Below are 24,423 nucleotides of genomic sequence, written 5' to 3' on the forward strand. Positions count from 1 at the left end.
AATATTAGGGATTTTTAGATTATTTAGGAAATTGAGAATGCAATTTTGGGGTAAATTTTTAGGTTTTATTATTGGCTATAAATTAGGAGGCGGTTTTTTCAGTGGGATTTTAGGTTGTATTGCAGCCCATTTCTTAATGAAAAAATTGTATGAAAATCAAAAAATTACATCGAGTTTTTTTAAAGATAAATTAACTCGCCAGTCACTCTTTATGCACACAACATTTGCAGTATTAGGGCATATTGCAAAATCAAAAGGGCGAGTCACTCAAGATGATATTCAGCTTGCTCAACAGTTAATGCAACGTTTACAACTTGATGAAACTAATAAAAAACTAGCAAGACAAGCCTTTAGTAGAGGAAAAGAAAGTGATTTTCCTCTTCGCCAAATATTACAAGAATTTCGAGATGGTTGCGGAAAGCGTCGTGATTTATTACGCTTTTTTATCGAAGTACAGATGCAGGCTGCCCTACAAGATGGTAAATTAGATAAGCAAGAAGAAACCATTTTATACACTATTGCTGAAATATTAGGCTTGTCAGCCTTTCAGTTTCAACAAATGCTTGCTATGGTTGCGGCTTCTCAACGGTTTAGATCGGGCAATTTTGAAGGGTTTTATGAAGAAAATTATCAACAATCTAGTGGATACAATGGTCGTTATCAACAGACAAATCAGCCAAGCTTAGAAGATGCTTATCTTGTCTTAGGTGTCTCTAAAGATGATGATCAAACAACAATTAAGCGTGCTTATCGTAAATTAATGAATGAACATCACCCTGATAAATTAGTCGCAAAAGGATTACCTCCTGAAATGATGGAAGTAGCAAAAGAAAAAGCACAACAAATTCAAGCAGCTTATGATCTTATTTGTAAATCAAAAGGATGGAAATAATGAAAGCACAATCACCTCAATCTCACAGCCTTCCTATTTTTCTTTTTATGATAATCACAGCCATCGCAATTTGGTCAGGATTATCTCCAATAGATAGAACAGTTTGGTATGCAGAAACCACACCTATTTTTGTGGTATTTGGATTACTGATTTTAACTTATCCTTTCTTTAAATTTAGTGGATTGGCTTATTTTTTAATGTCTTTTTGGTTAATTTTACATCTAATTGGGGCAAAATATACTTTTGCAAACGTCCCGTTTGATTGGGCAAATCAATACCTTGAACCTTTTTTAGGGGAAGGTCGTAATCACTTTGATCGAGTCGCACATTATATTATTGGTTTTTATAGCTTTCCTGTGGCTGAATTTGTTTTACGCAGAGGTAAATGCACCTTAGGTGTTGCACTTTGTTTAGGATTATTCTTTATTATGTCTCTCGCCGCCACTTACGAGATAATCGAATGGCAATATGCCGTGATTGAAGGGGGTAATGCTGGTACTGAATTTTTAGGCTCTCAAGGTGATATTTGGGATGCTCAAAAAGATATGTTGGCAGATACTTTAGGGGCAATTACCGCATTGATTATTTATCTTATCGCACGTCCAGATTTAAAATTCAAAAAGAATTTCTTCTAAACAAGCGGTAACATAATGTGAAAAATTTACAACTCATTCTTGCACCAATGCAAGGGGTATTAGATCCTCTTGTTCGCCAATTACTGACATCCATTAATGAATATGATCTTTGTGTTTCAGAATTTGTACGGATTGTAGATAGTTGCTTACCTGCAAAAACCTTTTATCGCCTTTGTCCTGAGTTGCGAAATAATGGATTTACCCAATCGGGTACTCCTGTTCGAGTACAACTGTTAGGGCAACATCCACAATGGTTAGCAGAAAATGCTCAAAACGCTATAGCATTAGGCTCTCAAGGAATAGATCTTAATTGTGGTTGTCCCTCAAAAACGGTTAATGGCAGTATGGGTGGCGCTTCATTATTAAAAGATCCAGAACTTATTTATCAAGCCACTAAGTCGATAAAAGAAGCTGTGGGTAAAGAAAATATCGTCTCCGTAAAAGTACGCTTAGGATGGAATTCTTGTGAACAAGCCTTTGAAATTGCAGATGCAGTGCAACAAGGTGGAGCAAACGAAATTACTGTTCACGGACGTACCAAACAAGACGGTTATAAAGCAGAAAAAATTAATTGGTTAGCCATTGGAGATATTCAACGGCGACTTAATATTCCTGTTATTGCTAATGGCGAGATCTGGGATCATCAATCTGCAAAAAAATGCTATGAAATCACCGCTTGTCAACGATTAATGATTGGTCGTGGAGGGCTAAATACACCAAATTTAAGCAAAGTAATTAAATACAATGATGAAAAATTAAATTGGCAAAAAGTATTAGAATTACTCTACTGCTATCTCAATATGGAAAATCCATTTGATTCTGGTTTTTATCACATTGCACGAATTAAACAGTGGCTCAGATTTTTATTAAAAGAATACAAAGAGGCTCAGATTTTATTTGAACAAATCAAAATAGAACAAACCCCTCAAGGTATTAAAAAGCATATTGAGAAAGCTCTATATTGTAAAACTTAGTGATAATTCCCCCTCCCTAGCCCTCCCCCGCAAGCGGAGGAGGGAATAAAAAAACTCATCACAAAAAATCCCTCCCTCCGCTTGCGGGGGGAGGCTAGGAGAGGGGGGAATACAAATTCCAAGTACGATCTTACCCTGTATTATGATAAGATATTGCATAATAAAAAATTAAACTGAGAACACACATTCAAATATTATGGCAATTATTTTAGGTATCGACCCTGGTTCTCGTGTTACTGGTTATGGTGTTATTCGCCAAACTGGACGACAGCTTGAATATTTAGGCAGCGGTGCAATTCGCACTAAGGTGGAAGACCTCCCTACTCGTTTAAAACGCATTTATGCAGGCATAAGTGAAATTATCATTCAATTTCAACCTGAAATGTTTGCCATCGAACAAATTTTTATGTCTAAAAATGCCGATTCAGCCCTTAAATTAGGGCAGGCTCGTGGCACAGCTATTGTGGCAGCGGTGAATCACGATCTACCTGTTTTTGAATATGCGGCGCGTTTAGTAAAACAAACAGTGGTTGGAAGTGGTTCTGCGGATAAAGTTCAAGTACAAGATATGGTCACTCGCATTCTAAAACTTTCTGCGACACCACAAGCCGATGCTGCTGATGCCCTTGCGATTGCCATTACTCACGCTCATTCTATTCAACACTCCTTAACGGTCGCAAAGCAAACCAAACAAAAAGTAGGAACGGAAAAAGAAGAAATTTTAGCCTTGATGAAAACCCGCTATTCACGTGGTCGCTTTCGGTTAAAAGGTTAGAAAAATAGAATGCGATTTTTTGATACTCACGCTCATTTAGATTTATTAGCCTCAAAAACGCAACACCCACTGGCAGAGCTTATTCAAAACGCAAAAAATGCAGGCGTTCAAAAAATATTTATCCCAAGTATTTTTGCAAAAAGTTTTAAAAATGTGACCGCTTGTTGTGAGCAATTTCCACAACAGTTAGTCTATGGACTAGGACTACACCCTTATTTTATTGAACAACATCAACGTGCAGATTTAGATATATTAGCACAACAACTAACACAACTAGATCCCCAATGTGTCGCTATTGCTGAAATTGGTTTAGATAAACGCTTACCGCCTGAACTATGGCAAAAACAGTGTGATTTTTTCATTGCTCAACTTGAATTAGCTAAAAAGTTTCGTTTACCTGTTAGCTTACACAGTGTCAAAACACACAGCGAACTTTACCATTTTTTAAAGCAAGCACAATTGCCTAAACAAGGGGTTATTCACGCTTTTAATGGTAGCTATCAACAAGCGAAACATTTTGTGAATTTAGGTTATAAAATTGGGGTAGGTGGCTCGATTACTTATCCTAGAGCAAATAAAACTCGTCAAGCCATTGCAAAACTTCCCTTAGATTTTTTAGTATTAGAAACTGATAGTCCTGATATGCCCATTTATGGTTTACAAGGTGAAACTAATCGCCCTGAAAATATCGCTATTATTTTTAATACCTTGTGTGAATTAAGAAATGAAAAAGCAGAGGAAATTGCAGAAATTATCTGGAATACCAGTTGTGGTATTTTTTCTTTCTAAAAAGAAAAAGCCTATCTATATTAAAATAAATAGGCTTTTGACTATAAATTAAATGATTTTAATCATCTAACATCACTTTATAAGTTGGATCTTCCATCACATTAACATCAATCACACTTTCCGCATTTTTAATTAATGCTCGACAATCTGAACTTAAATGACGTAAATGTACTTTTTTACCTAGTTTTTTATAACGTTCAGTTAATTTATTCAAAGCTTCAATTGCTGACATATCAGCTACTCGACTATTTTTAAAATCAATCACCACTTCTTTAGGATCGCCCGTAACATTAAATTTTTCAATAAAAGTGGTGGTTGAAGCAAAGAATAATGGACCTGTGACTTCATAATAACGAATCGCTTTGTCGTCCACATATTTAAGTACTCGAATATGCTTTGCATTATCCCAAGCAAACACCAATGCAGCAATAATAACGCCCACCACAACGGCTAAAGCAAGATTATGCAACATAATAGTCACCAATGTCACCAATACCATTACTAAAATATCGGATTTAGGGAATTTAGTGAATACTCGCAAACTTGCCCATTCAAAAGTACCAATTGCAACCATAATCATTAACCCTGTTAATGCCGCCATTGGAACTTGTTCAATCAAACTACTTCCAAACATAACAAACATTAAGAGCATTATTGATGCCACAATACCTGAAATTCTCGCTCTTGCTCCGTTTGAAATATTGATCAGGCTTTGTCCAATCATTGCACAGCCCCCCATTCCTGAGAATAAGCCTGATAAAATATTTGCAGTACCTTGTGCAATTGCTTCTTTATTACTTTTACCGTGACTTTCTGTGATTTCATCAACGATATTTAAAGTTAATAAACTTTCAATCAATCCAACTCCTGCAACAATCGCCGCATAAGGGAAAATAACCGTTAAGGTTTCCCACTCAAAAGGCACATTCGGAAGATGGAAGGGTGGAAATCCACCTTTAATTGATGCAATATCACCAACGGTTTTGGTATCTAAATTAAATAAAGCAACCAGACCAAATACCACAAGAATAGAAGCTAAGGAAGCAGGTATAGCTTTAGTAAATTTTGGTAATAACCAAATAATTGCCATTGTTAATAGTACTAAGCCTAAAAAGACATATAACGGCGTACCTGTCAGCCAGTTACCTGCATCATCTTGAAATTGGGTAAGCTGTGCCATAAAAATCACTACAGCCAAACCATTTACAAAACCAAAAATAACAGGGTGCGGAACAAGGCGAATTAACTTACCTAGTCGAAATGTACCTGCTAACACTTGCAAAATTCCCGCTAAAATAACGGTGGCAAAAATATATTCCACACCGTGAGTTTTAACTAATGCCACTAATACGACCGCAACCGCTCCTGTCGCCCCTGAAATCATACCCGGGCGACCACCTAGAATTGAGGTGACTAATCCCATCATAAAGGCAGCATAAAGCCCTGTTAATGGCGACAATCCTGCAATTAAAGCAAAAGCAACGGCTTCTGGCACTAATGCTAACGCAACGGTTATCCCTGATAATACTTCTGTTTTATAATCAATCTGACCATTTTGATTGAATAAATTTATCACTTTTTTCATTTAACTCTCATTTATTTAATGTATATTCTATTTATTGCAAAGGGGCGAAACTATACGCCATTTTACACGACATTTCAATAAAGTGGATAAAGTATGTACAAAATTATTTATTCTAAATGATCTATTTTTCTTTGTTTGCTACACTCAATGTCATAGCTTTAGGGTTAAAGTCTTTCATCAATGAGAAACCAAAGACCTTTTTACCTAAATCTTTTAAACTTGCTCCAATATGATAAACCTCTTCATCATCAATAATTAAAAATCTATCGTGAAATTGTTTATTTATTTTTACTGTTATTTTTTTATATTGTTGATTATATTTTTCTAAATCTAATGCTAATGTTTTGGTGATACGTTGAGTATAGATAACCACTTCAACATTTTGATTTTTATGAAAAAAAGTGAGGGTTTTATCATCAATATAATTATCAATTAAAACAATGTTATTTTTTGCAGAGCGAATTAAATCTGAAACAAAATTATAAGCATCAAATATTTGTCCATTAAAGAAAATACCCTGTTTTTGAATATCTTTTTTATTCTCTAAAGCTTGAAAAATTTTATCTATATTGGTATCAGTGACTAATTGATGTCGTTCTAATGTTTCCAACCGTTGAAAAATGGACGCATTTTGCAAAATAAATTTTCTCATTTCTACAAATGCTCACATTATTTTTATATTCACTTCAATGGCAATTTTATTTGTTAAGACCCCTGATAGACTTGCTACTCCTTGTTCTGTAAAAACATAGGGAAGACTTCCTCCTAAATGTTTTTTTGATGGTATCGCATTTTGCGATACCATATATTCAACCTTTTCATTAGTCAGCTGAAACATAAAATCATCAGGAAATCGCGCAATATTTCTCTTAACCTGCTCCCTTAATCGTATGTTTTTCACTCCATATAAAATTGCCAAATCTTTATCTAACATTACTTGTCTATTTCTTATGGTGTAAATTTTTGTCCTAATATCTAAATGCGTTAAACTTTCCAATTCCATATTTTTCAATCCAAATAAGCGGTATGATTTTGCTATTTTCTTACAAATACTAAAATATGCTGGAATTAAATGTTAATTTTGCGATAAGAATCGAAAAATCAGAAATATTGTTCAAGTATTATTTCCTACAGAACTAAGTAAAATCATATCATTTTACTCCATACCAAGCGGTCACTTGTAAATAATAATTTGCAAAAAATTAACAAAATCGTACCGCTACCTCTTGATATTTATTCTCATTACCCTAATCTATGAAGTACTTTCGACAAAATAAGGAACAAGAATGTCAAATCCACTTTTACAGAATACTGAATTACCTCAGTTTTCAAAAATTAAAGCAGAACATATCAAACCTGCGATTGAGCAACTAATCAAAGATTGTCGTGAAACCGTTGAGCAAGTGGCTCAAATTGAGAATCCAACTTGGGATAGTTTTTATATGCCGTTGTCAGAAACAGGGGATAAATTAAGTCGTGCGTGGTCGCCTGTTGGACACTTGAATTCTGTTAAAAATAGCCCAGAATGGCGTGAAGCCTATGAATCTTGCTTGCCGTTATTATCAGAATACAGCACTTGGGCAGGGCAACATCAAGGGCTATATCAAGGTTATTTAAAATTAAAACAAAGCTCTGAATTTGCCAATTATTCTGTCGCACAACAAAAAGCGATTAACGATAGCTTACGTGATTTTGAATTATCAGGGATTGCTTTATCGCCTGAAAAACAAAAACGTTATGGCGAAATTTCAGCTCGTTTATCAGAACTTGGCTCGCAATTTAGCAACAATGTGCTTGATGCAACAATGGGCTGGGATATTATCATTGAAGATGAAAGCGAGCTAAAAGGCTTGCCTGAATCGGCGTTAGAGGCAGCAAAAGCGTCAGCACAGAGCAAAGAGAAATCGGGCTATCGCTTTACTCTTGAATTCCCAAGCTATTTGCCAGTAATGACCTATTGTGAAAACAGTGAATTACGCAAAACAATGTATGAAGCCTTTGCAACTCGTGCGTCGGATCAAGGTGTGAATGCAGGCAAATGGGATAACTCAGCAAATATCGATGAAAAATTAAAATTACGTTTAGAACTTGCACAATTATTAGGTTTTAATAATTATGCGGAACTTTCACTGGCAACAAAAATGGCAGAAAGCCCAAAACAAGTGACTGATTTCTTAGAAGATTTAGCGACTCGTTCAAAAGCACAGGGCGAGAAAGAGCTACAAGAACTTTATCAATTTGTTGAAAAAGAGTTTGGTATCACGGAATTAAATGTGTGGGATATTGCGTTTTACAGCGAGAAACAAAAGCAAGCCCTTTACTCGATCAACGATGAAGAATTACGTCCTTATTTCCCTGAACAGCGTGTGATTTCAGGTTTATTTGAGTTAATGAAACGCCTGTTTAATTTACGCATTAAAAAACAACAAGGCGTTGATGTTTGGCACGATGACGTACAATTTTACAAAATCTTTGATAAAAATGACCGCTTATGTGGTTCGTTTTATTTAGATTTATACGCTCGTGAAAACAAGCGTGGCGGTGCGTGGATGGACGATTGCGTCAATCAACGTCGCTTAGCCAATGGCGAACTACAAAAACCAGTGGCGTATTTAACTTGTAACTTCAACAAACCAATAGGCGATAAACCTGCCTTATTTACTCACGATGAAGTAACAACTTTATTCCACGAATTCGGACACGGCATTCATCATATGCTGACTCAAATTGATGTTGGCGATGTGGCAGGCATTAACGGAGTGCCTTGGGACGCAGTGGAATTACCAAGCCAATTCTTAGAAAACTGGTGTTGGGAAGAAGAAGCCCTTGCCTTTATTTCAGGGCATTACGAAACGGGCGAGCCATTACCAAAAGAAAAATTAACCCAATTATTAAAAGCGAAAAATTTCCAAGCGGCGATGTTTGTACTTCGTCAATTAGAATTTGGATTATTTGATTTCCGCTTACATTTAAGCGAGCCAAGAGAAAATATCGTGTTAGATACACTGCATAAAGTAAAAGATGAAGTATCTGTGATAAAAGCACCAAAATGGAATCGTTTCCCACATAGTTTCAGCCATATTTTTGCTGGTGGTTATGCGGCGGGTTATTACAGCTATTTATGGGCAGAAGTGCTTTCTGCTGACGCATTCTCTCGCTTTGAAGAAGAAGGTATTTTCAATCAACAAACAGGGCAATCTTTCTTAGACAATATTTTAAGTCGTGGCGGAAGTGAAGAACCAATGGTGTTATTTGAGCGTTTTAGAGGACGTAAACCAACCTTAGATGCGTTATTGCGTCATAAAGGAATAGCATAACAACAGAGTAAGCCTAGAAGTTAAGTATAACTTCTAGGTTTTTATTGCAATATTAACCCCTGATTATCTAAAATAGCGGTATGATTATATAGATAATTTACAAATTGTGTAATTTACAAACAAAATATGAGCTCACTCTAAACAATTATCTTATTTTTTGTTTTTTCTACTTGCGAAAAAGAGAATGTGTTTCTATAATTAGCAAGTTTTCACACTGCCTGGGTGGCGAAATTGGTAGACGCAGCGGATTCAAAATCCGCCGATGAATAATCGTGTCGGTTCGAGTCCGACCCTAGGCACCATCTACTTATTTATTCTCTTTTATTTTCTTTCATTCTCTTACACAAAACCATCGATACAACAGGCTTTAACGCACTTTTATATTTTATTCTCTTTCATATTCTTACGCAATAATACGTTTACAGCCACAGATTTTAGGCATACACCTAGGCATACAGAACAAGAAAAAACAGTATTTCTTAAAAAAATTAAAAACGGTATGCCTAAAAATATTAGACAGATTACTAAAACATTATGGCAAGAATAACAAAACCGCTTACTAATACCGAAGTAGAAAGAGCCAAAACTAAGGATTATTCTTTATATGACGGCAATGGGCTAACAATACTCATTAGACCGAATGGGGCGAAATTGTGGCGTTTTCGCTATACTAGACCATTTTCAACCAAAAGGGCTTTAATAGGCTTAGGGCAATATCCAGCCGTTACCCTAGCACAAGCAAGAAAAATTTGAAACATTACTCCATTATATCTTGCTAAATGAGATTATGAAATTTGCTCTTAATTATGGCATTTTAGAATTTAATAAATGTGGAATGGGCTGAAATTGATTTTAAAAATAAGTTATGGACTATTCCAGCCGAAAAGATGAAAGGGGGCAAGAAATCGCATACTGTACCGCTTTCAACCCAAGCCTTAAACGTTTTGGAAGTAATGAAAGAAATATCTAACTATAGCCGTTATATATTCCCCTTTAATGATAAGCAACCAAATAGACCAATGAATAAAGAAACCGTTAATAATGCTATACACTCAATGGGATACGGTGGCAAGCTCGTCGCACACGGTTTACGCTCTATTGCTAGCACTTACCTTAATGAAACCTTTTTAGAACAATACGACGTTATAGAGGCGTGTTTATCACACGAAATAAGCAACGCAGTAAGAAAGGCTTACAACCGTTCAAATTATTTAGAACAAAGAAAGCCAATAATGCAGTGTTGGGGCGATTATGTAGAAAGTTGCTCAACAGGATTATAAGCAGTCAGTTTTCTTTTAATATTTACCAACCACCAAACACAGTATATACACCATAAAGGCATAATCTACAAACAAGGGGTATCAGCCAATGTGTACAACCTGTAATGTACAGAACGCAATTTTGCGTTTTGTTTTAAATATAATCAGTTACATAATAAAATAAGTTTATTTGAACCATTGCACAGTGCTACGTTGCAAGATATACTATCTTAAAAAATATTTAAGGGTTGGGTTCATCAGTGGATATAATTCAAAATTTAACAAACACAACTTTTAAGGATAAGTGGCTCTTTGAGTTTTTTCAATATGGAACAAAACATAAAAAGATACCCACTAACCTAGAAAAGGTATTGCTTAGAAAATTAGATATTTTGGATAATGCCAAAGATGAAAGGGATTTAATTAGTCCACCAAGCAATAACTTTGAGAAGCTAGAGCCTAAACAGAAAAATTATTACTCTATTAGAGTGAATAAACAGTATAGGCTAGTGTTTCATTATGAGAATAATCAAATTAATGATCTATTTTTAGATGACCATTCATACAAAATTTAAGGGGTAAACAATGAGAGCAACAAGAAAGCCAACAAGCGTAGGCGAGATATTATTTTATGAATACTTAGAGCCGTTAAACCTTAAAATTAGCGACCTCGCAAAGATTTTAAATATTCATCGTAACACAGCAGGAGCATTAGTGAATGGCAAGGCTCGATTATCTTTAGAGATGGCATTAAGATTATCAAAAGCATTTAATACTAGCCCTGATTTTTGGATTTCTATTCAAACTAAAAGCGACTTGTGGGAATTAGAAAATGATGTGAAGTTTCAAGAGAGTTTAACTCAAATTATCCCACCAAACATTTACCAAGCACAAAGCCCATCATATACACAACAAGTCTAATTTATAAAATAAGGGGTATATATATCACATATACCCCGCCACTATCACACAACAACCGTATACCATAACAATATACATTCTTTTATATTCTTTCATTCTCTTTTATTTTCAATTTGCAGTCTAAATAAAAATCACTGATAATATATACAGTAACTTTAAATATCTTACTATTATGAAACTACTCAATGAAATAAACCGCTTAAAAACTGAAGTTCAAAAATTAAGACCACTCTCACAGGCTGAATTAAAACACTTGTGAGATGAATGTATTATTGAACATAGCTACAACTCAAATGCTATTAAGGGAAAGACCTGCACCGCCTTCTTAAATTACGACCCTCCGAAAGTACTGTATGCCTCCAAAACAAACTCAAGTACCCCAAAAAAGGCTAAGATTATCCCAATAATCGCAATTTTATAATTAAACTTATCATCTATTTTTTGTTTTTGTTCTTTAGCAATTTGATCTTTTTGATTTTTTTGCCAGTCTAAAATGTGATGAATATTTTCAATTTTTTGAAGTAACTCTTTGTTTATGCTATCAATATCCAGTGTTTTATTAATATTTTTCCACGTTTCTACCAAACTGGTATTTTTATGTTTCACTGGAAGGAAAAAGAAAAAACGAGCGTTAAATTCTGTTGCTTGTATATATAATTCCGTTAATTTTTTTATATCATAATTTGTCTTAGTAATTTGATGTGTTTCTTCTGCAAGTTGATTACTTAAATCTTCCATTACATTTAAGTAAGCATAACCCAATGCCATTAACAGAATACGTCGTTCAAATTGATCTTGCTGCCCCTCAAGACAAGTAATAAATGATAATCCCTTACCATCGATATGTTCACTATGTGAGGGGTTATGTTGATAATCACTACTCTTAATTGCTCTGCTCATACGAATACCTAAAGATGCACAAGCGGTTGCAATCGTATCTTCTTGAGGTGAATGAGAGTAAATAAAAGCTAAACGAGTAATTTCCGCCCTATCTCGCTCATTTTTAATGACTTCTTGATATCTTCTTTTCCACTGATTTTCAGGAAGACCTGCTAGTGATGGTAAATCAGTAAATTCAACACTAAATATTTGCTGGTCTTTACTGCCTTCAAAAAACACTAACCACCATTTTTTAATTTGGTTTTCCATAAAAAAGTCACAGCCTAATGCCGATTGAAAAAAGTAGATATTACTTTTATCTTTCCCTATTCCTAGGGGAATTAAATCTGTTGGTAAATGTTGTTCTTTATAAATACGGACTAATACATTATTCATTTCACTCTCCTCCTATCACTGATTACTAGAATAATAATAGATAATATTATTTTTTTAAAGATCTGTAATATCAAAAATAAACACTTCACAAAAAGCCCTCAAAAGCATATCATTTGTACCTTGTTTTAATTCCTAAATTTGGTAAATAATGAATTTGAATACAACCCTCTTTATTGCACTTCGTTATTGGCGATCAAAAAGTGCTGACCGTTTTGGTCGATTAGTCACTAATCTGGCGAGTTTAGGGATTATTCTTGGTGTAATGGCGTTGATTATTGTACTTTCTGTGATGAATGGATTAGAAAATATGCAAAAGCAGAATTTACTTTCTGATCTCCCTCACGCTATTATTTCACCCATTGAGGGACATTTAGAAAAAAAACAAGCGGTTACATTTCCTTCATTTATTGCAAAAAGTGTACCGATCAACCGTACAAATGTTGTTATTCAAAGTAAAAACGGTATTAATGCAGGCGAGTTGATTGGTGTGGAAAATAACACCGATGATCCCGCTATTGAGTATTTAAACATTTCATCACTTCTTCCCACTTCGTCATTTAATGTTATTGTCAGCTATTCTTTAGCTAATCAATTAAATATTAAAGAGGGAGATAAAATTCGTTTAATGATTACTGAAAATAGTCGTTACACACCTTTTGGTAGAGTACCTATACAACGCTTATTTACTGTTTCAGGTATTTATTTTAGTCAGAATGAAAATAATACGCTCTTTGCTAATTTAAGTGATGTAGGGCGTTTACTCCATATTCAACCAGATAAAGTTCAAGGGTATCGTTTATTTTTAAATGATCCTTTTCAAGTATCGGATTTAACTCATTATTTTGACCATTCCAAATGGAAAATCAATGATTGGCGAGAACAAAAAGGTGAATTTTTTCAAGCAGTTAAAATGGAAAAAAATATGATGGGGCTGTTAGTCAGCTTAATTATTGTGGTTGCCATTTCTAATATTATTACCTCACTCAGTTTGATGGTTGTGGATAAACAAGGGGAAATTGCCATTCTCCAAACGCAAGGATTAACTAAATCACAAGTAATGCAATTATTTATGTGGCAAGGTTCTATTGTTGGTGTAATGGGGGCAATATTGGGGGGAATATTTGGTCTTTTAGCCACGCTTTACTTAAGTGATTTAATTCGTTTAATTAACCCTGTAGGCATTGCGTTACCTTCTGAAATTTCTATCCCACAGGTCGCAATTATAATAGTCACATCAATTTTACTGTCGTTACTTTGCACGCTTTATCCTGCTTATCAAGCTTCAAGGATTGAGCCAGCGGCTGCGTTAAGGTATGAATAACCCCCTCCCTAGCCCTCCCCCGCGAGCGGAGGAGGGAATTGAAAAAGCTCATCACAAAAAATCCCTCCCTCCGCTTGCGGGGGAAGGTTAGGAGGGGGTGGGAATTACTTTATTGCTCTTTTTTGATACTCTATCGCAGCTTTAATAAAACCTGCAAAAAGAGGGTGACCATCACGAGGAGTGGAAGTAAATTCTGGGTGAAATTGAGCAGCAATAAACCAAGGGTGGTTTGGTACTTCAATAATTTCCACTAATTTATGATCTGCTGATAAGCCTGTTACTTTTAAGCCCGCTTTTTCAATCTGCGGAAGTAAGTTGTTATTTACTTCATAACGATGACGATGACGTTCAAAAATGGTTTCAGTACCATAAAGCTCACGAGCTAAACTTCCTTCCACTAAATGACACGCTTGTTCACCTAAACGCATTGTTCCGCCTAAGTCAGAATTATCCGTACGTTTCTCTACGCTGCCATCTGCATCTTGCCATTCAGTAATTAAACCTATCACTGGCTGTGGACAGTCCTTATCAAATTCACTTGAACTTGCTTGCGTTAAGCCTGCCACATTACGAGCATATTCAATTAATGCAACCTGCATCCCTAAACAAATACCTAAGTAAGGAATTTTATTTTCACGGGCATATTGTGCGGTTAGAATTTTGCCTTCAATACCACGATAACCAAAGCCTCCAGGAACTAAAATCGCATCTAAACCAGTTAAAACGCCTGTACCTTTACTTTCAACATCTTGTGAGTCAATATATTTAATATTAACGGTTAAATGATTTTTCAAACCACCGTGTTTTAACGCTTCATTCACAGATTTATAGGCATCAGGTAATTCAACATATTTTCCTACCATACCAATGGTGACTTCCCCTGTTGGGTTTGATTGTTGGTAAAGTACTTGCTCCCATTCAGATAAATCCGCTTCAGGACAGTTAAATTTAAAACGATCACACACAAATTGATCTAAACCTTGTGATTTTAACAATGCAGGAATTTGATAGATAGAATTGACATCTTTTAATGAAATAACCGCTTTTTCAGGCACATTACAAAACAGTGCAATTTTTGATTTTTCGTTTGATGGAATGGCTCTATCTGAACGACAAATCAGTACATCTGGTTGGATACCAATAGAAAGCATCTCTTTTACTGAGTGTTGTGTTGGTTTAGTTTTTATTTCACCTGCTGTTGGAATATAAGGCACTAAAGTTAAGTGCATAAATAAGGTATTTTCACGCCCAACATCCACAGCAAGCTGACGTAATGCTTCTAAGAATGGAAGAGACTCAATATCTCCTACTGTTCCCCCCACTTCAACAATGACGACATCATAACCTTTTCCACCAGCAACAACACGTGCCTTAATTTCATTAGTAATATGTGGAATAACCTGAATCGTTGCCCCTAAGTAATCACCACGACGCTCTTTGCGTAGCACGTCAGAATAAATACGTCCACTGGTGAAATTATTAGCTTGAGTCATTTTATTACGAATAAAACGTTCATAATGCCCTAAGTCTAAATCTGTTTCTGCTCCATCTTTGGTAACAAAAACTTCACCGTGTTGAGTAGGACTCATCGTACCTGGGTCAACGTTTATATAAGGGTCTAATTTCATAATGGTGACATTTAAACCACGGGCTTCAAGAATAGATGCAAGAGAGGCCGCTGCAATCCCTTTACCTAAAGAAGATACAACACCGCCCGTTACAAAAATATAATTTGTTGTCATTTTATTTGCCTTTTTAATTTGTTTTGTTAATTTTTGTTTGGAATTTCTACTTTCAGAATGGCCATAAAGTACATTACTATAAACCATCAGGACGGGATGACAGTTTACAGTAAAAATAGTTTTTTGACTAGAAAAAACGAGAGAATATAATAAATATTATTATATTATTCAATACTCTTTTTCGGCACAATCAAAATTGCAGGTGCAACCAGTATTGCCATTAAAATAAAGCTAAAACTTGGAGAATAATTATAGGTTATACTTGCAAAAAAAGTGAATAATGCCGTCATTCCACTAAAACTTAAACCGAAATATAGCCCTTGCAGTTTGGGAATAGTTTCAGTGGGTTGCATTGCTATATAACGTATCATTGCAAAATGAGTTAAACCAAAGGTAAAGGCGTGTAGCATTTGCCCTAATCCTAAAAATAATACATTGGTTGTGAAAGCATATAATACCCAACGGGTTATTGCTAAAGTCGTCGCAATAATAATCAAATGATGAATCTTTTTACTACTAAACACTTTTCCTGAAATAAAAAACACACCTATTTCTGCCATAACAGATAAGCCCCATAACAAACTTACCGTTTGTGGTGAAATTCCTTGTGATGTCCAATAAATGGTACTATAAGTGTAATAAGCAGCGTGAGCCGCTTGAATAAGAGAAACTGCAATCAGCATTCGTAAAATGATGTTATCTTTCAATAAAGAACAATAAGTTACTTTAGAAGCGGTCTGTTTCTGCTCAGAATTTACCAAATTGCAATTTGTACCTAACATCTGACCGCTTGTAAGCAAAATTAGGAAGGCAATCATTAACCAAATAATCATCTGCTCACCAAACCAACCCACCATATAACCTGTTGTCAATGAACCGACCACAAATGCCATTGAGCCAAATAAACGAGTTTTACCATAATCAATGCCTACTTGCTTTTGCCACGTAGACGCTATCGCATCACCAATGGTCATTGCACCACCATTTACTATATGGAATAAGGCAAAAATAGGAACTAATAGCCAAAAAGATCCCACAAAATACGCCATCATTACACTACTAATCAGGGTTATCACTGAAAGTAACCGAGATACATTTAATAACTGAGTAGGCTGTGTGACAATTTGAGGTGTTAAAATACTACCTAAAAAACGAAAAAGATAACCTGACGCAAGTAGAAGTCCAATTGTTTCACTTGAATAACCATTTGTTTCCAACCAAATAGGTAAAAATGGCATTAAGACACCATAAGCACAAAAATAGCCAAAAAAGTTAAATGATGTCCATTGAAAGGGAGAAAGTTTTATCATAATGACTTTTCCATCTCTTCTGCTCGTTGAATTGCAGCAACCATTGCCTCATCAACGATTTGTGATAAATTATATTGTTCAAAAATAGCTAAAGCCTCTGCCGTTGTTCCCCCTTTAGACGTGACATTTTCCCTTAATTGAGAAAGTGGAATATCAGGATTACTCGCGACTAATTTCGCAGAACCAAGTGCTACTGATTGTACTAAATGACGAGCATCTTGCTCACTAAATCCCATTTTAATCGCTGATTGCTGCATTGCTTCCATAAAGCGGAAAAAATAAGCAGGGCTAGATCCTGTAATAGCAATAATTTGATTAAGTTTCTCTTCTTTTTCCACCCAGTAACACTTTCCAACCGCATTCATTAAGCTCTCAGTAAAATCACAAGCGGTACGATTTGTTGAATATTTTGCAAATAATCCCGTGACACCCTCACCAATTAGTGCAGGAGTATTTGGCATTGTGCGAATAATATTTTGAGCCGAAGGTAATAGTTTTTCTAAACACTCAACTGAAATCCCAGCAGCAACAGAAATGATCCATTTATCATTCAAATTTAAGTCTGAAAACTCACCACAAACATCACGCATCATTTGAGGTTTCACTGCCAAAATCACAACATCCGCTTGCTGCACTGCTTCACAATTTGTTAAATTAACGGTCACACCTAATTCTGCTAATTCTGTCCGTCTTGCCTGATTACTCTTATTACAGGCAATAATTTGATTAGTAGGATAGTTTTTTTTAATCAAACCATTTATTACTGCGAATGCCATATTGCCAGCCCCGATAAAGGCAAGTTTTTTTGTTTTCATATTATCCTTTTTTGGTTATGCGGAATGCTTAAAAATATGCTAAATATTAGCACTTTTACAAAAATTTGAAACAAAAAAGCGAGCAAATTTATTATTTGCCCGCTATATTATTAGGTAAATTTACTTTTTCTTAAAAGAATATCACCGCTTAGTTTTTTACTGCCATCAAGAATTAACTTTTATGAGGATTACGCGTATTGGTTCCTTCTAAATTACGCATTAACAACGCATAATTTAAATCAATATCTTGTGGTACGTCTAAAAAGACAAAGTGTCCATCACCTTTACCCGCATCCACTTCTTGATTTTTGCGGTTTACTATTTTGCAAATTTTAAAGCTAATGTTACCGCTAGGAGTCATTAATTCCACACTATCCCCTAATAAAAATTTATTCTTAACCGCCACTTCTGCCATTCCTTGCTCATTGCGTTTACCAGTAAATTCTCCCACAAATTGCTGACGATCTGAAATGGAATAGCCGTAATCATAATTTTGATATTCGTCGTGAGTATGACGACGTAGAAAACCTTCCGTATAGCCACGATGAGCCAAACTTTCAAGGGTGGTCATTAAACTTTCATCAAAAGGTTTTCCTTCTGCAGCATCATCAATGGCTTTGCGATATAGTTGAGCCGTTCTTGCACAATAATAAAACGACTTGGTACGCCCTTCAATTTTAAGAGAATGTACGCCCATTTGGGTTAATTGCTCAACGTGTTGAATGGCTCGTAGATCTTTTGAGTTCATAATATAAGTGCCGTGTTCATCTTCAAACGCACTCATTTGCTCATCAGGTCTGCCTTTTTCAGAAAGTAAATAAACACTGTCCGTGGTACTCCCCTCACCTAAGGTTGGTGCCACATTTTTAATTTCAATTTGTTCTTCTTTGCGTTCTTCTTTAGCAGAAATAATCGTGCCAACTTCATCTTCCTTACCTTCTTCTACGGAATACTCCCAACGGCAAGCATTAGTACAAGTACCTTGATTTGGGTCACGCTTATTAATATAACCAGAAAGTAAACAACGCCCAGAATATGCCATACACAACGCACCGTGTACAAAAATTTCTAGCTCCATTTCTGGTACTTCCTGACGAATTTCTGCAATTTCATCAAGAGATAATTCACGAGAGAGGATCACGCGAGTTAAGCCCATTTGTTTCCAAAATTTAACGGTCGCCCAGTTTACGGCATTTGCTTGTACTGATAGATGGACATCCATTTCAGGAAAATTTTCACGCACCATCATAATTAAACCTGGATCAGACATAATTAACGCATCAGGTTTCATATCCACCACTTTTTTTAAATCACGAATAAAGGTTTTTAATTTTGAATTGTGTGGGGCGATATTCACTACTACATAGAATTTTTTGCCTAATGAATGTGCTTCATCGATTCCTATTTGTAGGTTTGTATGGTTAAAATCATTATTTCTTACTCGTAAGCTATAACGAGGTTGTCCTGCATACACCGCATCTGCTCCATAAGCAAAGGCATAACGCATATTTTTTAAGTTGCCTGCTGGCGATAATAATTCTGGTTTTCTATTTATATTTAACATAAGTCATTCTCTTCTGATAACAAGTCAGTATTTCCTCACATAGGAGGAAATGTAAAGCGGTGGATTATCCTGTAATTTTTGCTTTATAGCAAGAGATTACACACATAAAAAATAAGCCTTCACGTTATTGAAGGCTTAATAAATAGAAGGAGAGAAGATCAAATTAAATTTTACTTTGCATAAGATTTGCAATTTCTTCAGCTTTTGAGCCGATGATAATTTGCAAACCTTTATCACCTACTTTTACATTACCTTTAGAACCTAATTTAGTTAATTCTTCTTTATTAACTAAACTTCTGTCATTTAAGGTTAAACGTAATCGAGTAATACAAAACTCAATATTCTCAATATTCGCTTTTCCACCTACCGCATCAATAAATTTTGATGCTTTCTCATCTAAAGATAATGCCGAATAATTATTTTCATCTGTTGCTTTTTTTGAACAACAACAAAGATTTTTTAAAGAATCTAAAATGCCCATTTTTACTCCTTAGTAAAAGATACTCAAATAAAATTAACCGTATTATTGTGCGTTGATAAAAAGAATGTTTAAACATCTTTATTAGGTTACGTATTATACGCTTTTTATAAAAAATGCGAACAATTATGCTCGCATTTTTTTATCAAAAGAAGTAAAAATTATAATTTTTCAATTAACATCGCTTCTAATTTTTCAGTATCTACGGCAAATTTACGGATACCTTCTGCCAATTTTTCAACTGCCATTGGATCTTGGTTATGCTCCCAGTAGAACTCTGCTTCTGTCATTGGCGTTGGACGAGCTTTGATTTCGCCTTTGTATTCTAATTTACGAGGTAACTGTGCATTTGCTTCACTTAATTCTTTTAATAAGCCTGGTGCGATAGTTAAACGATCACAACCTGCTAATTCAGTGATTTCGCCAATATTACGGAAACTTGCACCCATAACAACAGTGTTATAGCCGTGTTCTTTGTAATAGTTGTAAATTGAAGTAACAGAAACTACACCTGGATCTTCTGCTGGTGTATATTCTTTTTGGTCTGAATTTGCTTTGTACCAGTCTAAGATACGTCCAACGAAAGGCGAGATTAAGTATGCACCTGCTTCCGCACACGCACGAGCTTGTGCTTGTGAGAATAATAACGTTAAGTTACAGTTAATCCCTTCTTTTTCTAACACTTCTGCTGCTTTGATACCTTGCCAAGTTGAAGCAACTTTGATTAAGATACGGTCATTGCTGATGCCTGCTTCGTTGTATAAACGGATAAGTTTGCGTGCTTTTTCAATAGTTTTTTGAGTATCGTAAGAAAGACGAGCGTCCACTTCTGTTGAAATACGTCCTTTTACTACTTTTAAGATTTCTAAACCGATATTTACTGCCAATTTATCTTCTGCATCAATCAGTTGTTGTGCTTTATCATCGCTTTGTGCTTTTGCGTAAGCCACTGCATCATCAATAAGTGGTGCATATTGTGGTAATGCTGATGCACTTAAAATTAACGATGGGTTTGTAGTTGCATCTTCTGGTTGATACATTTTAATTGCTTCAATGTCGCCTGTATCCGCTACTACAACGGTCATCTCTCTTAAATTGTCTAATTGACTCATTCTTAAATTCTCCTGTGAATGTGAATATACTATATTATAGTATGTATATAATACAGCAATCTACTGAAAAATGGATCGTAATTTTGTGATAAATTTCACAAATAGGTATTTCCGTTCGGTTATATTAAATATTTTATAAAAATCATTTCCCTTGAAAAATGATATTATGACACTATCTATGTAATCAGATTACTTTATCAAATAAGGATTACCTATGTTTGCAATGCGTTTCTTTTTAATTTTCTTTTTATATATCTATTGTGAAATTTCATTATTAGTCGCAATTGGTTCAAATACGAGTGTGTTATTTTTAATTTTATTGATGATTTTTATTTCAGCCGCTGGCTTATGGTTAATCCGCTTGCGTGGGCTTGCGACACTCTTTTCTATCCGCCAACAATTAGCACAAGGACAAATCCCCCAAGATGCCGTAATTTCTTCAGTGCAATATGCCATTGCAGGGATTTTATTAGTTATTCCGGGATTTTTAAGTGATATTTTAGCGATTTTATTACTTTTACCTTTTACTAGAACTATAATTACCACTTATCTGTTAAACTATTTTTCAACACGAGTAAAATTTAATACCCAATATTCACAAAGCTTTTCACAATCAGAGACATTTGAGGCTGATTTTGAGCGTAAACAAGATGAAGATAAATGGGTCAAGTAGGAATATTATAATGAAAAAATCACTTTATTCTGCACCGATTGCGGTATTAGGGGCAGGTTCTTATGGCACATCATTAGCTATTGCACTTTCTCAACAAGGTGAAAAGTCCTATTTATGGGGACATTCACCACATAAAATACAAAAAATGCAACAAGAGAGAAAAAATCAAGAATTTTTACCCGATGTTGCTTTTCCTGAAAGTTTAATTTTAGAGAGTGATTTGGAAAAAGTATTAAGTAACGTAAAAGATATTTTGATTGTTGTACCCAGTCACGTATTTAATGATGTGCTCTTAAAAATTAAGCCCTTTATTCAAGATGATCATCGTATTATGTGGGCAACTAAAGGTTTAGAACATAATACCGGGCGATTATTGCATTGTGTCGTAAATGAAGTTTTAGGTGAAGATCACGCACTAGCGGTACTTTCTGGTCCAACTTTTGCAAAAGAATTAGCCGCAGGCTTACCAACCGCTATTTCCCTTGCTTCAACGGATATCCAATTTGCAGAAGAAATGCAACAACGTATTCACTGCTCAAAAGCTTTCCGTGTTTATCTTAATAGTGATATGGTTGCCGTACAACTAGGAGGAGCCATTAAAAATGTCATTGCTATTGGAGCAGGGCTTTCTGATGGCTTAGGATTTGGTGCTAATGCAAGAACAGCATTAATTACACGAGGAATTGCAGAAATTAGTCAATTATGTGTAGCGTTAGGAGGCAATCCAACCAGTCTAATGGGAATGGCAGGAATTGGTGATTTAATGCTTACTTGTACCGATAATCAGTCTCGTAATCGTCGTTTTGGATTAATGGTTGGACAAGGTAAAAGTGTTGATGAAGCAATGAATGAAATAGGACAAGTGGTTGAAGGATACTATAATACTAGAGAAGCCTATTTATTAGCACAAAAACACAATATTGAAATGCCAATTGTAGAGCAACTTTATCAGATGTTATTTCGTGGGCAAGATACTAAAGCTCATATCCGAAAAGGGGTTTCGTCATTATTAGGGCGTGAACGAAAAGTTGAATAATGAGGACGAACAAATAATGACACAACAACCAGAACAATTATGGAATGATATTCATCAAGAAGTGAAATCTCTTGCTGAACAAGAGCCAATGCTAGCAAGTTTTTTTCATTCTACGATTTTAAAACATAATCATTTAGGCGATGCGTTGAGCTATATTCTAGCCAATAAATTAGCCAATGCGATTATGCCTGCTATTGCATTAAAAGAGATTATTGAAGAGGCCTATCAAGTCGATCCGCAAATCATTGATAGTGCCGCACAGGATTTATTAGCCGTAAAAACACGTGATCCAGCTGTTGAATTATTAAGCACGCCATTACTTTATTTAAAAGGCTTTCACGCCTTACAAAGCTATCGTGTGACTCATTATTTATGGCAACAGGGTCGCTACACCTTAGCGATTTATTTACAAAATGAAATTTCTGTCGCTTTTGATGTGGATATTCACCCCGCTGCTAAAATTGGTTGTGGCATAATGCTTGATCATGCCACAGGCATTGTCGTTGGTGAGACATCTGTGATTGAAAATGATGTATCCATTTTACAAGGCGTGACACTTGGGGGAACGGGCAAAGAAACAGGTGATCGTCATCCTAAAATACGAAAAGGCGTGATGATTGGTGCAGGAGCAAAAATCTTAGGTAATATTGAAATTGGCAAATATGCTAAAATTGGTGCAAATTCTGTGGTATTACGAGCAGTGTCAGAAAACACGACTGTTGCAGGTGTTCCTGCCAAACTAATTAGCCACTCGCAATCTCAAAAACCTGCATTTGATATGAACCAAGATTTTCAATCTGTGATTTAGTAAAATTAGATGATTAACTTTATTGATTATCCCAACTTATTACTGAATTCTTATCTAATACTAGAATAAGTAAGCGGTCACTTCACAGGATAAATTTGCAAAAAAAAACTATCCCCAAAAGTTGAATTTAACTTTTGAGGTTAGTTATCTGTTATTAACAAATATAAAAACCTAACTAGAAAACTCCAATAACCCTGAAACTTTCCCCTCTTTATTTACTGCGATTAAAGAGTGGATTTTATGCTGTTTCATATAGGTTTCAGCTTTCGCTAAAAACTCTGTTTCCAAAATGACTTTTGGCGAACAAGTCATTAAATCACCTGCTGTTTTCAACAAACTGTCAGCACCATATTTAGCTAAAGCTCGGCGCACATCACCATCAGTGATAATACCTTGTAATTTTTCATCTTGCATTACAATTGCCACCCCCATTCGCCCTTCATTCATAATGGATAAACAATCCGCAAAAGTGGTTTGAATATTGGCAAGAGGTAACTTAGTTTGCATCACATCTTTTACTCGACAAAGTAATTTACGTCCTAAGCTACCACCAGGATGGAAACGTGCGAAATCTTCTGCTTTGAAATCTCTTGCACGAATAAGTGCAATTGCTAAGGCATCGCCTAATGCCATTGTAACTAAGGTAGAGGTAGTAGGTGCTAAATTATTGGGGCAGGCTTCTTTATCTATACTAATATCAAGTACCAAATCAGAATGTTTCGCTAAGGTTGAATTTAAGTTTCCTGTCACTGCAATAATTTTATTTCCAAATCCTTTTAAACTTGGGATCAGTTTATTTACATCATCGGTTTCACCACTATTGGAAATTAAAATAACGATATCAATGGGTTTTAACATTCCTAAATCACCGTGGAACGCTTCGGTTGGATGTAAGAAAAAACTAGGGGTGCCTGTTGAAGCAAAGGTTGCCACCATTTTTTTTCCCACTAAACCTGATTTACCAATTCCACCAACCACCAAACGCCCTTCACAATTTAAGATCATTTCGACGGCTTTAGCAAACGTTGGTTCAATATTTGCATTTAATCGTGTAATCGCTTGAATATAAAGAGAAAGGGTTTCATTTGCAATAGATAAATAATTCATAACTTACCTTACTAAAAAACCCTGATATTAAGAGC

23 protein-coding genes, 1 tRNA gene and 1 pseudogene are annotated in these 24,423 nt (G+C 35.3%); 14 read left to right on the forward strand and 11 right to left on the reverse strand.

What is annotated here, in order from left to right; genetic code table 11:
* Positions 1 to 37 precede the first annotated feature (37 nt).
* From djlA to U9966_RS08690, 5 genes are all read left to right on the forward strand, one after another.
* Positions 38 to 892 carry a co-chaperone DjlA gene (gene djlA, locus U9966_RS08670; RefSeq protein WP_306346568.1) on the forward strand — a complete coding sequence of 285 codons (855 nt, stop codon included), beginning with the start codon at positions 38 to 40 and terminating at the stop codon, positions 890 to 892.
* On the forward strand, positions 892 to 1,527 hold the full coding sequence (locus U9966_RS08675; protein WP_306346567.1) for a DUF2238 domain-containing protein: 636 nt from the start codon (positions 892 to 894) through the stop codon (positions 1,525 to 1,527). The genes djlA and U9966_RS08675 overlap by 1 nt, the downstream gene beginning before the upstream one ends.
* Before the next feature lie 47 nt (positions 1,528 to 1,574).
* Complete coding sequence (gene dusC, locus U9966_RS08680; RefSeq protein WP_322631732.1) at positions 1,575 to 2,501, forward strand: tRNA dihydrouridine(16) synthase DusC; 927 nt, start codon at positions 1,575 to 1,577, stop codon at positions 2,499 to 2,501.
* A gap of 196 nt (positions 2,502 to 2,697) precedes the next feature.
* The gene (gene ruvC / locus U9966_RS08685; protein WP_090921484.1) at positions 2,698 to 3,276 is read left to right on the forward strand and encodes a crossover junction endodeoxyribonuclease RuvC; all 579 of its coding nucleotides are present in this window, start codon (positions 2,698 to 2,700) and stop codon (positions 3,274 to 3,276) included.
* Positions 3,277 to 3,285: 9 nt separating this feature from the next.
* On the forward strand, positions 3,286 to 4,065 hold the full coding sequence (locus U9966_RS08690) for a TatD family hydrolase (RefSeq protein ID WP_306346565.1): 780 nt from the start codon (positions 3,286 to 3,288) through the stop codon (positions 4,063 to 4,065).
* A 58-nt stretch (positions 4,066 to 4,123) separates the two neighbouring features.
* Here the strand turns inward: U9966_RS08690 and U9966_RS08695 are convergent, their stop codons facing one another.
* The 3 genes from U9966_RS08695 to U9966_RS08705 all read right to left on the reverse strand — a co-directional run bounded on the left by U9966_RS08695 (position 4,124) and on the right by U9966_RS08705 (position 6,584).
* The gene (locus U9966_RS08695) at positions 4,124 to 5,650 is read right to left on the reverse strand and encodes a SulP family inorganic anion transporter (protein WP_306346564.1); all 1,527 of its coding nucleotides are present in this window, start codon (positions 5,648 to 5,650) and stop codon (positions 4,124 to 4,126) included.
* Between the two features lie 121 nt (positions 5,651 to 5,771).
* Positions 5,772 to 6,302, reverse strand: coding sequence for a hypothetical protein (locus tag U9966_RS08700; RefSeq protein WP_306346563.1), 531 nt, complete (start codon positions 6,300 to 6,302; stop codon positions 5,772 to 5,774).
* Positions 6,303 to 6,314: 12 nt separating this feature from the next.
* Positions 6,315 to 6,584 carry an ORF6N domain-containing protein gene (locus U9966_RS08705; protein WP_322631699.1) on the reverse strand — a complete coding sequence of 90 codons (270 nt, stop codon included), beginning with the start codon at positions 6,582 to 6,584 and terminating at the stop codon, positions 6,315 to 6,317.
* 352 nt (positions 6,585 to 6,936) lie between these two features.
* Between U9966_RS08705 and prlC the strand changes: the two genes are divergently transcribed.
* The 5 genes and pseudogenes from prlC to U9966_RS08730 all read left to right on the forward strand — a co-directional run bounded on the left by prlC (position 6,937) and on the right by U9966_RS08730 (position 11,147).
* Positions 6,937 to 8,967 carry an oligopeptidase A gene (prlC, locus tag U9966_RS08710; protein WP_306346561.1) on the forward strand — a complete coding sequence of 677 codons (2,031 nt, stop codon included), beginning with the start codon at positions 6,937 to 6,939 and terminating at the stop codon, positions 8,965 to 8,967.
* A gap of 216 nt (positions 8,968 to 9,183) precedes the next feature.
* Positions 9,184 to 9,269: transfer RNA gene (locus tag U9966_RS08715), tRNA-Leu, on the forward strand.
* 232 nt (positions 9,270 to 9,501) lie between these two features.
* Positions 9,502 to 10,247 (forward strand): annotated as a pseudogene (locus tag U9966_RS08720) (integrase arm-type DNA-binding domain-containing protein).
* 239 nt (positions 10,248 to 10,486) lie between these two features.
* Positions 10,487 to 10,801 (forward strand): type II toxin-antitoxin system RelE/ParE family toxin, encoded by a 315-nt coding sequence (locus U9966_RS08725; protein ID WP_306346560.1) that lies wholly within the window; start codon positions 10,487 to 10,489, stop codon positions 10,799 to 10,801.
* Between the two features lie 10 nt (positions 10,802 to 10,811).
* A complete protein-coding gene (locus U9966_RS08730; protein ID WP_306346559.1) occupies positions 10,812 to 11,147 on the forward strand; it encodes a HigA family addiction module antitoxin in 336 nt (111 codons plus the stop codon).
* Positions 11,148 to 11,477: 330 nt separating this feature from the next.
* Here the strand turns inward: U9966_RS08730 and U9966_RS08735 are convergent, their stop codons facing one another.
* Entirely contained in the window at positions 11,478 to 12,422 is a 945-nt protein-coding gene (locus U9966_RS08735) for a hypothetical protein (protein WP_306346558.1), read from the reverse strand.
* 148 nt (positions 12,423 to 12,570) lie between these two features.
* Here U9966_RS08735 and U9966_RS08740 point away from each other — a divergent pair, with 148 nt between their 5' ends.
* On the forward strand, positions 12,571 to 13,743 hold the full coding sequence (locus tag U9966_RS08740; protein ID WP_306346557.1) for a lipoprotein-releasing ABC transporter permease subunit: 1,173 nt from the start codon (positions 12,571 to 12,573) through the stop codon (positions 13,741 to 13,743).
* A gap of 104 nt (positions 13,744 to 13,847) precedes the next feature.
* Here U9966_RS08740 and U9966_RS08745 read toward each other — a convergent pair whose 3' ends face one another.
* The 6 genes from U9966_RS08745 to tal all read right to left on the reverse strand — a co-directional run bounded on the left by U9966_RS08745 (position 13,848) and on the right by tal (position 20,764).
* The gene (locus U9966_RS08745) at positions 13,848 to 15,485 is read right to left on the reverse strand and encodes a CTP synthase (RefSeq protein WP_306346556.1); all 1,638 of its coding nucleotides are present in this window, start codon (positions 15,483 to 15,485) and stop codon (positions 13,848 to 13,850) included.
* Between the two features lie 164 nt (positions 15,486 to 15,649).
* Entirely contained in the window at positions 15,650 to 16,795 is a 1,146-nt protein-coding gene (locus U9966_RS08750) for a 3-phenylpropionate MFS transporter (protein WP_306346555.1), read from the reverse strand.
* Positions 16,792 to 17,610, reverse strand: coding sequence for a pyrroline-5-carboxylate reductase (gene proC, locus U9966_RS08755; RefSeq protein ID WP_306346554.1), 819 nt, complete (start codon positions 17,608 to 17,610; stop codon positions 16,792 to 16,794). Before proC ends, U9966_RS08750 begins: the two co-directional genes overlap by 4 nt.
* A gap of 172 nt (positions 17,611 to 17,782) precedes the next feature.
* A complete protein-coding gene (trhP, locus tag U9966_RS08760; protein ID WP_306346553.1) occupies positions 17,783 to 19,174 on the reverse strand; it encodes a prephenate-dependent tRNA uridine(34) hydroxylase TrhP in 1,392 nt (463 codons plus the stop codon).
* 163 nt (positions 19,175 to 19,337) lie between these two features.
* Complete coding sequence (locus tag U9966_RS08765; protein ID WP_306346552.1) at positions 19,338 to 19,655, reverse strand: PTS sugar transporter subunit IIB; 318 nt, start codon at positions 19,653 to 19,655, stop codon at positions 19,338 to 19,340.
* A 158-nt stretch (positions 19,656 to 19,813) separates the two neighbouring features.
* Positions 19,814 to 20,764, reverse strand: a complete 951-nt coding sequence (gene tal, locus U9966_RS08770; protein ID WP_306346551.1) for a transaldolase — start codon at positions 20,762 to 20,764, stop codon at positions 19,814 to 19,816.
* A gap of 214 nt (positions 20,765 to 20,978) precedes the next feature.
* Between tal and U9966_RS08775 the strand changes: the two genes are divergently transcribed.
* Genes U9966_RS08775 through cysE form a run of 3 tightly spaced genes read left to right on the forward strand, consistent with a single transcriptional unit; the run spans position 20,979 to position 23,281 of the window.
* Entirely contained in the window at positions 20,979 to 21,437 is a 459-nt protein-coding gene (locus U9966_RS08775) for an FxsA family protein (protein ID WP_407675172.1), read from the forward strand.
* Positions 21,438 to 21,447: 10 nt separating this feature from the next.
* Positions 21,448 to 22,473: an NAD(P)H-dependent glycerol-3-phosphate dehydrogenase gene (gene gpsA / locus U9966_RS08780; protein ID WP_306346550.1), complete on the forward strand. Its 1,026-nt coding sequence runs from the start codon at positions 21,448 to 21,450 to the stop codon at positions 22,471 to 22,473.
* A 16-nt stretch (positions 22,474 to 22,489) separates the two neighbouring features.
* The gene (cysE, locus tag U9966_RS08785; protein ID WP_306346549.1) at positions 22,490 to 23,281 is read left to right on the forward strand and encodes a serine O-acetyltransferase; all 792 of its coding nucleotides are present in this window, start codon (positions 22,490 to 22,492) and stop codon (positions 23,279 to 23,281) included.
* A gap of 171 nt (positions 23,282 to 23,452) precedes the next feature.
* On the opposite strand, the gene U9966_RS08790 is transcribed toward cysE, so the two are convergent.
* The gene (locus tag U9966_RS08790; protein ID WP_306346548.1) at positions 23,453 to 24,388 is read right to left on the reverse strand and encodes a KpsF/GutQ family sugar-phosphate isomerase; all 936 of its coding nucleotides are present in this window, start codon (positions 24,386 to 24,388) and stop codon (positions 23,453 to 23,455) included.
* Positions 24,389 to 24,423 lie beyond the last annotated feature (35 nt).

Source organism: Pasteurella atlantica, from assembly GCF_963693435.1.
Taxonomy (GTDB): domain Bacteria; phylum Pseudomonadota; class Gammaproteobacteria; order Enterobacterales; family Pasteurellaceae; genus Phocoenobacter; species Phocoenobacter atlanticus.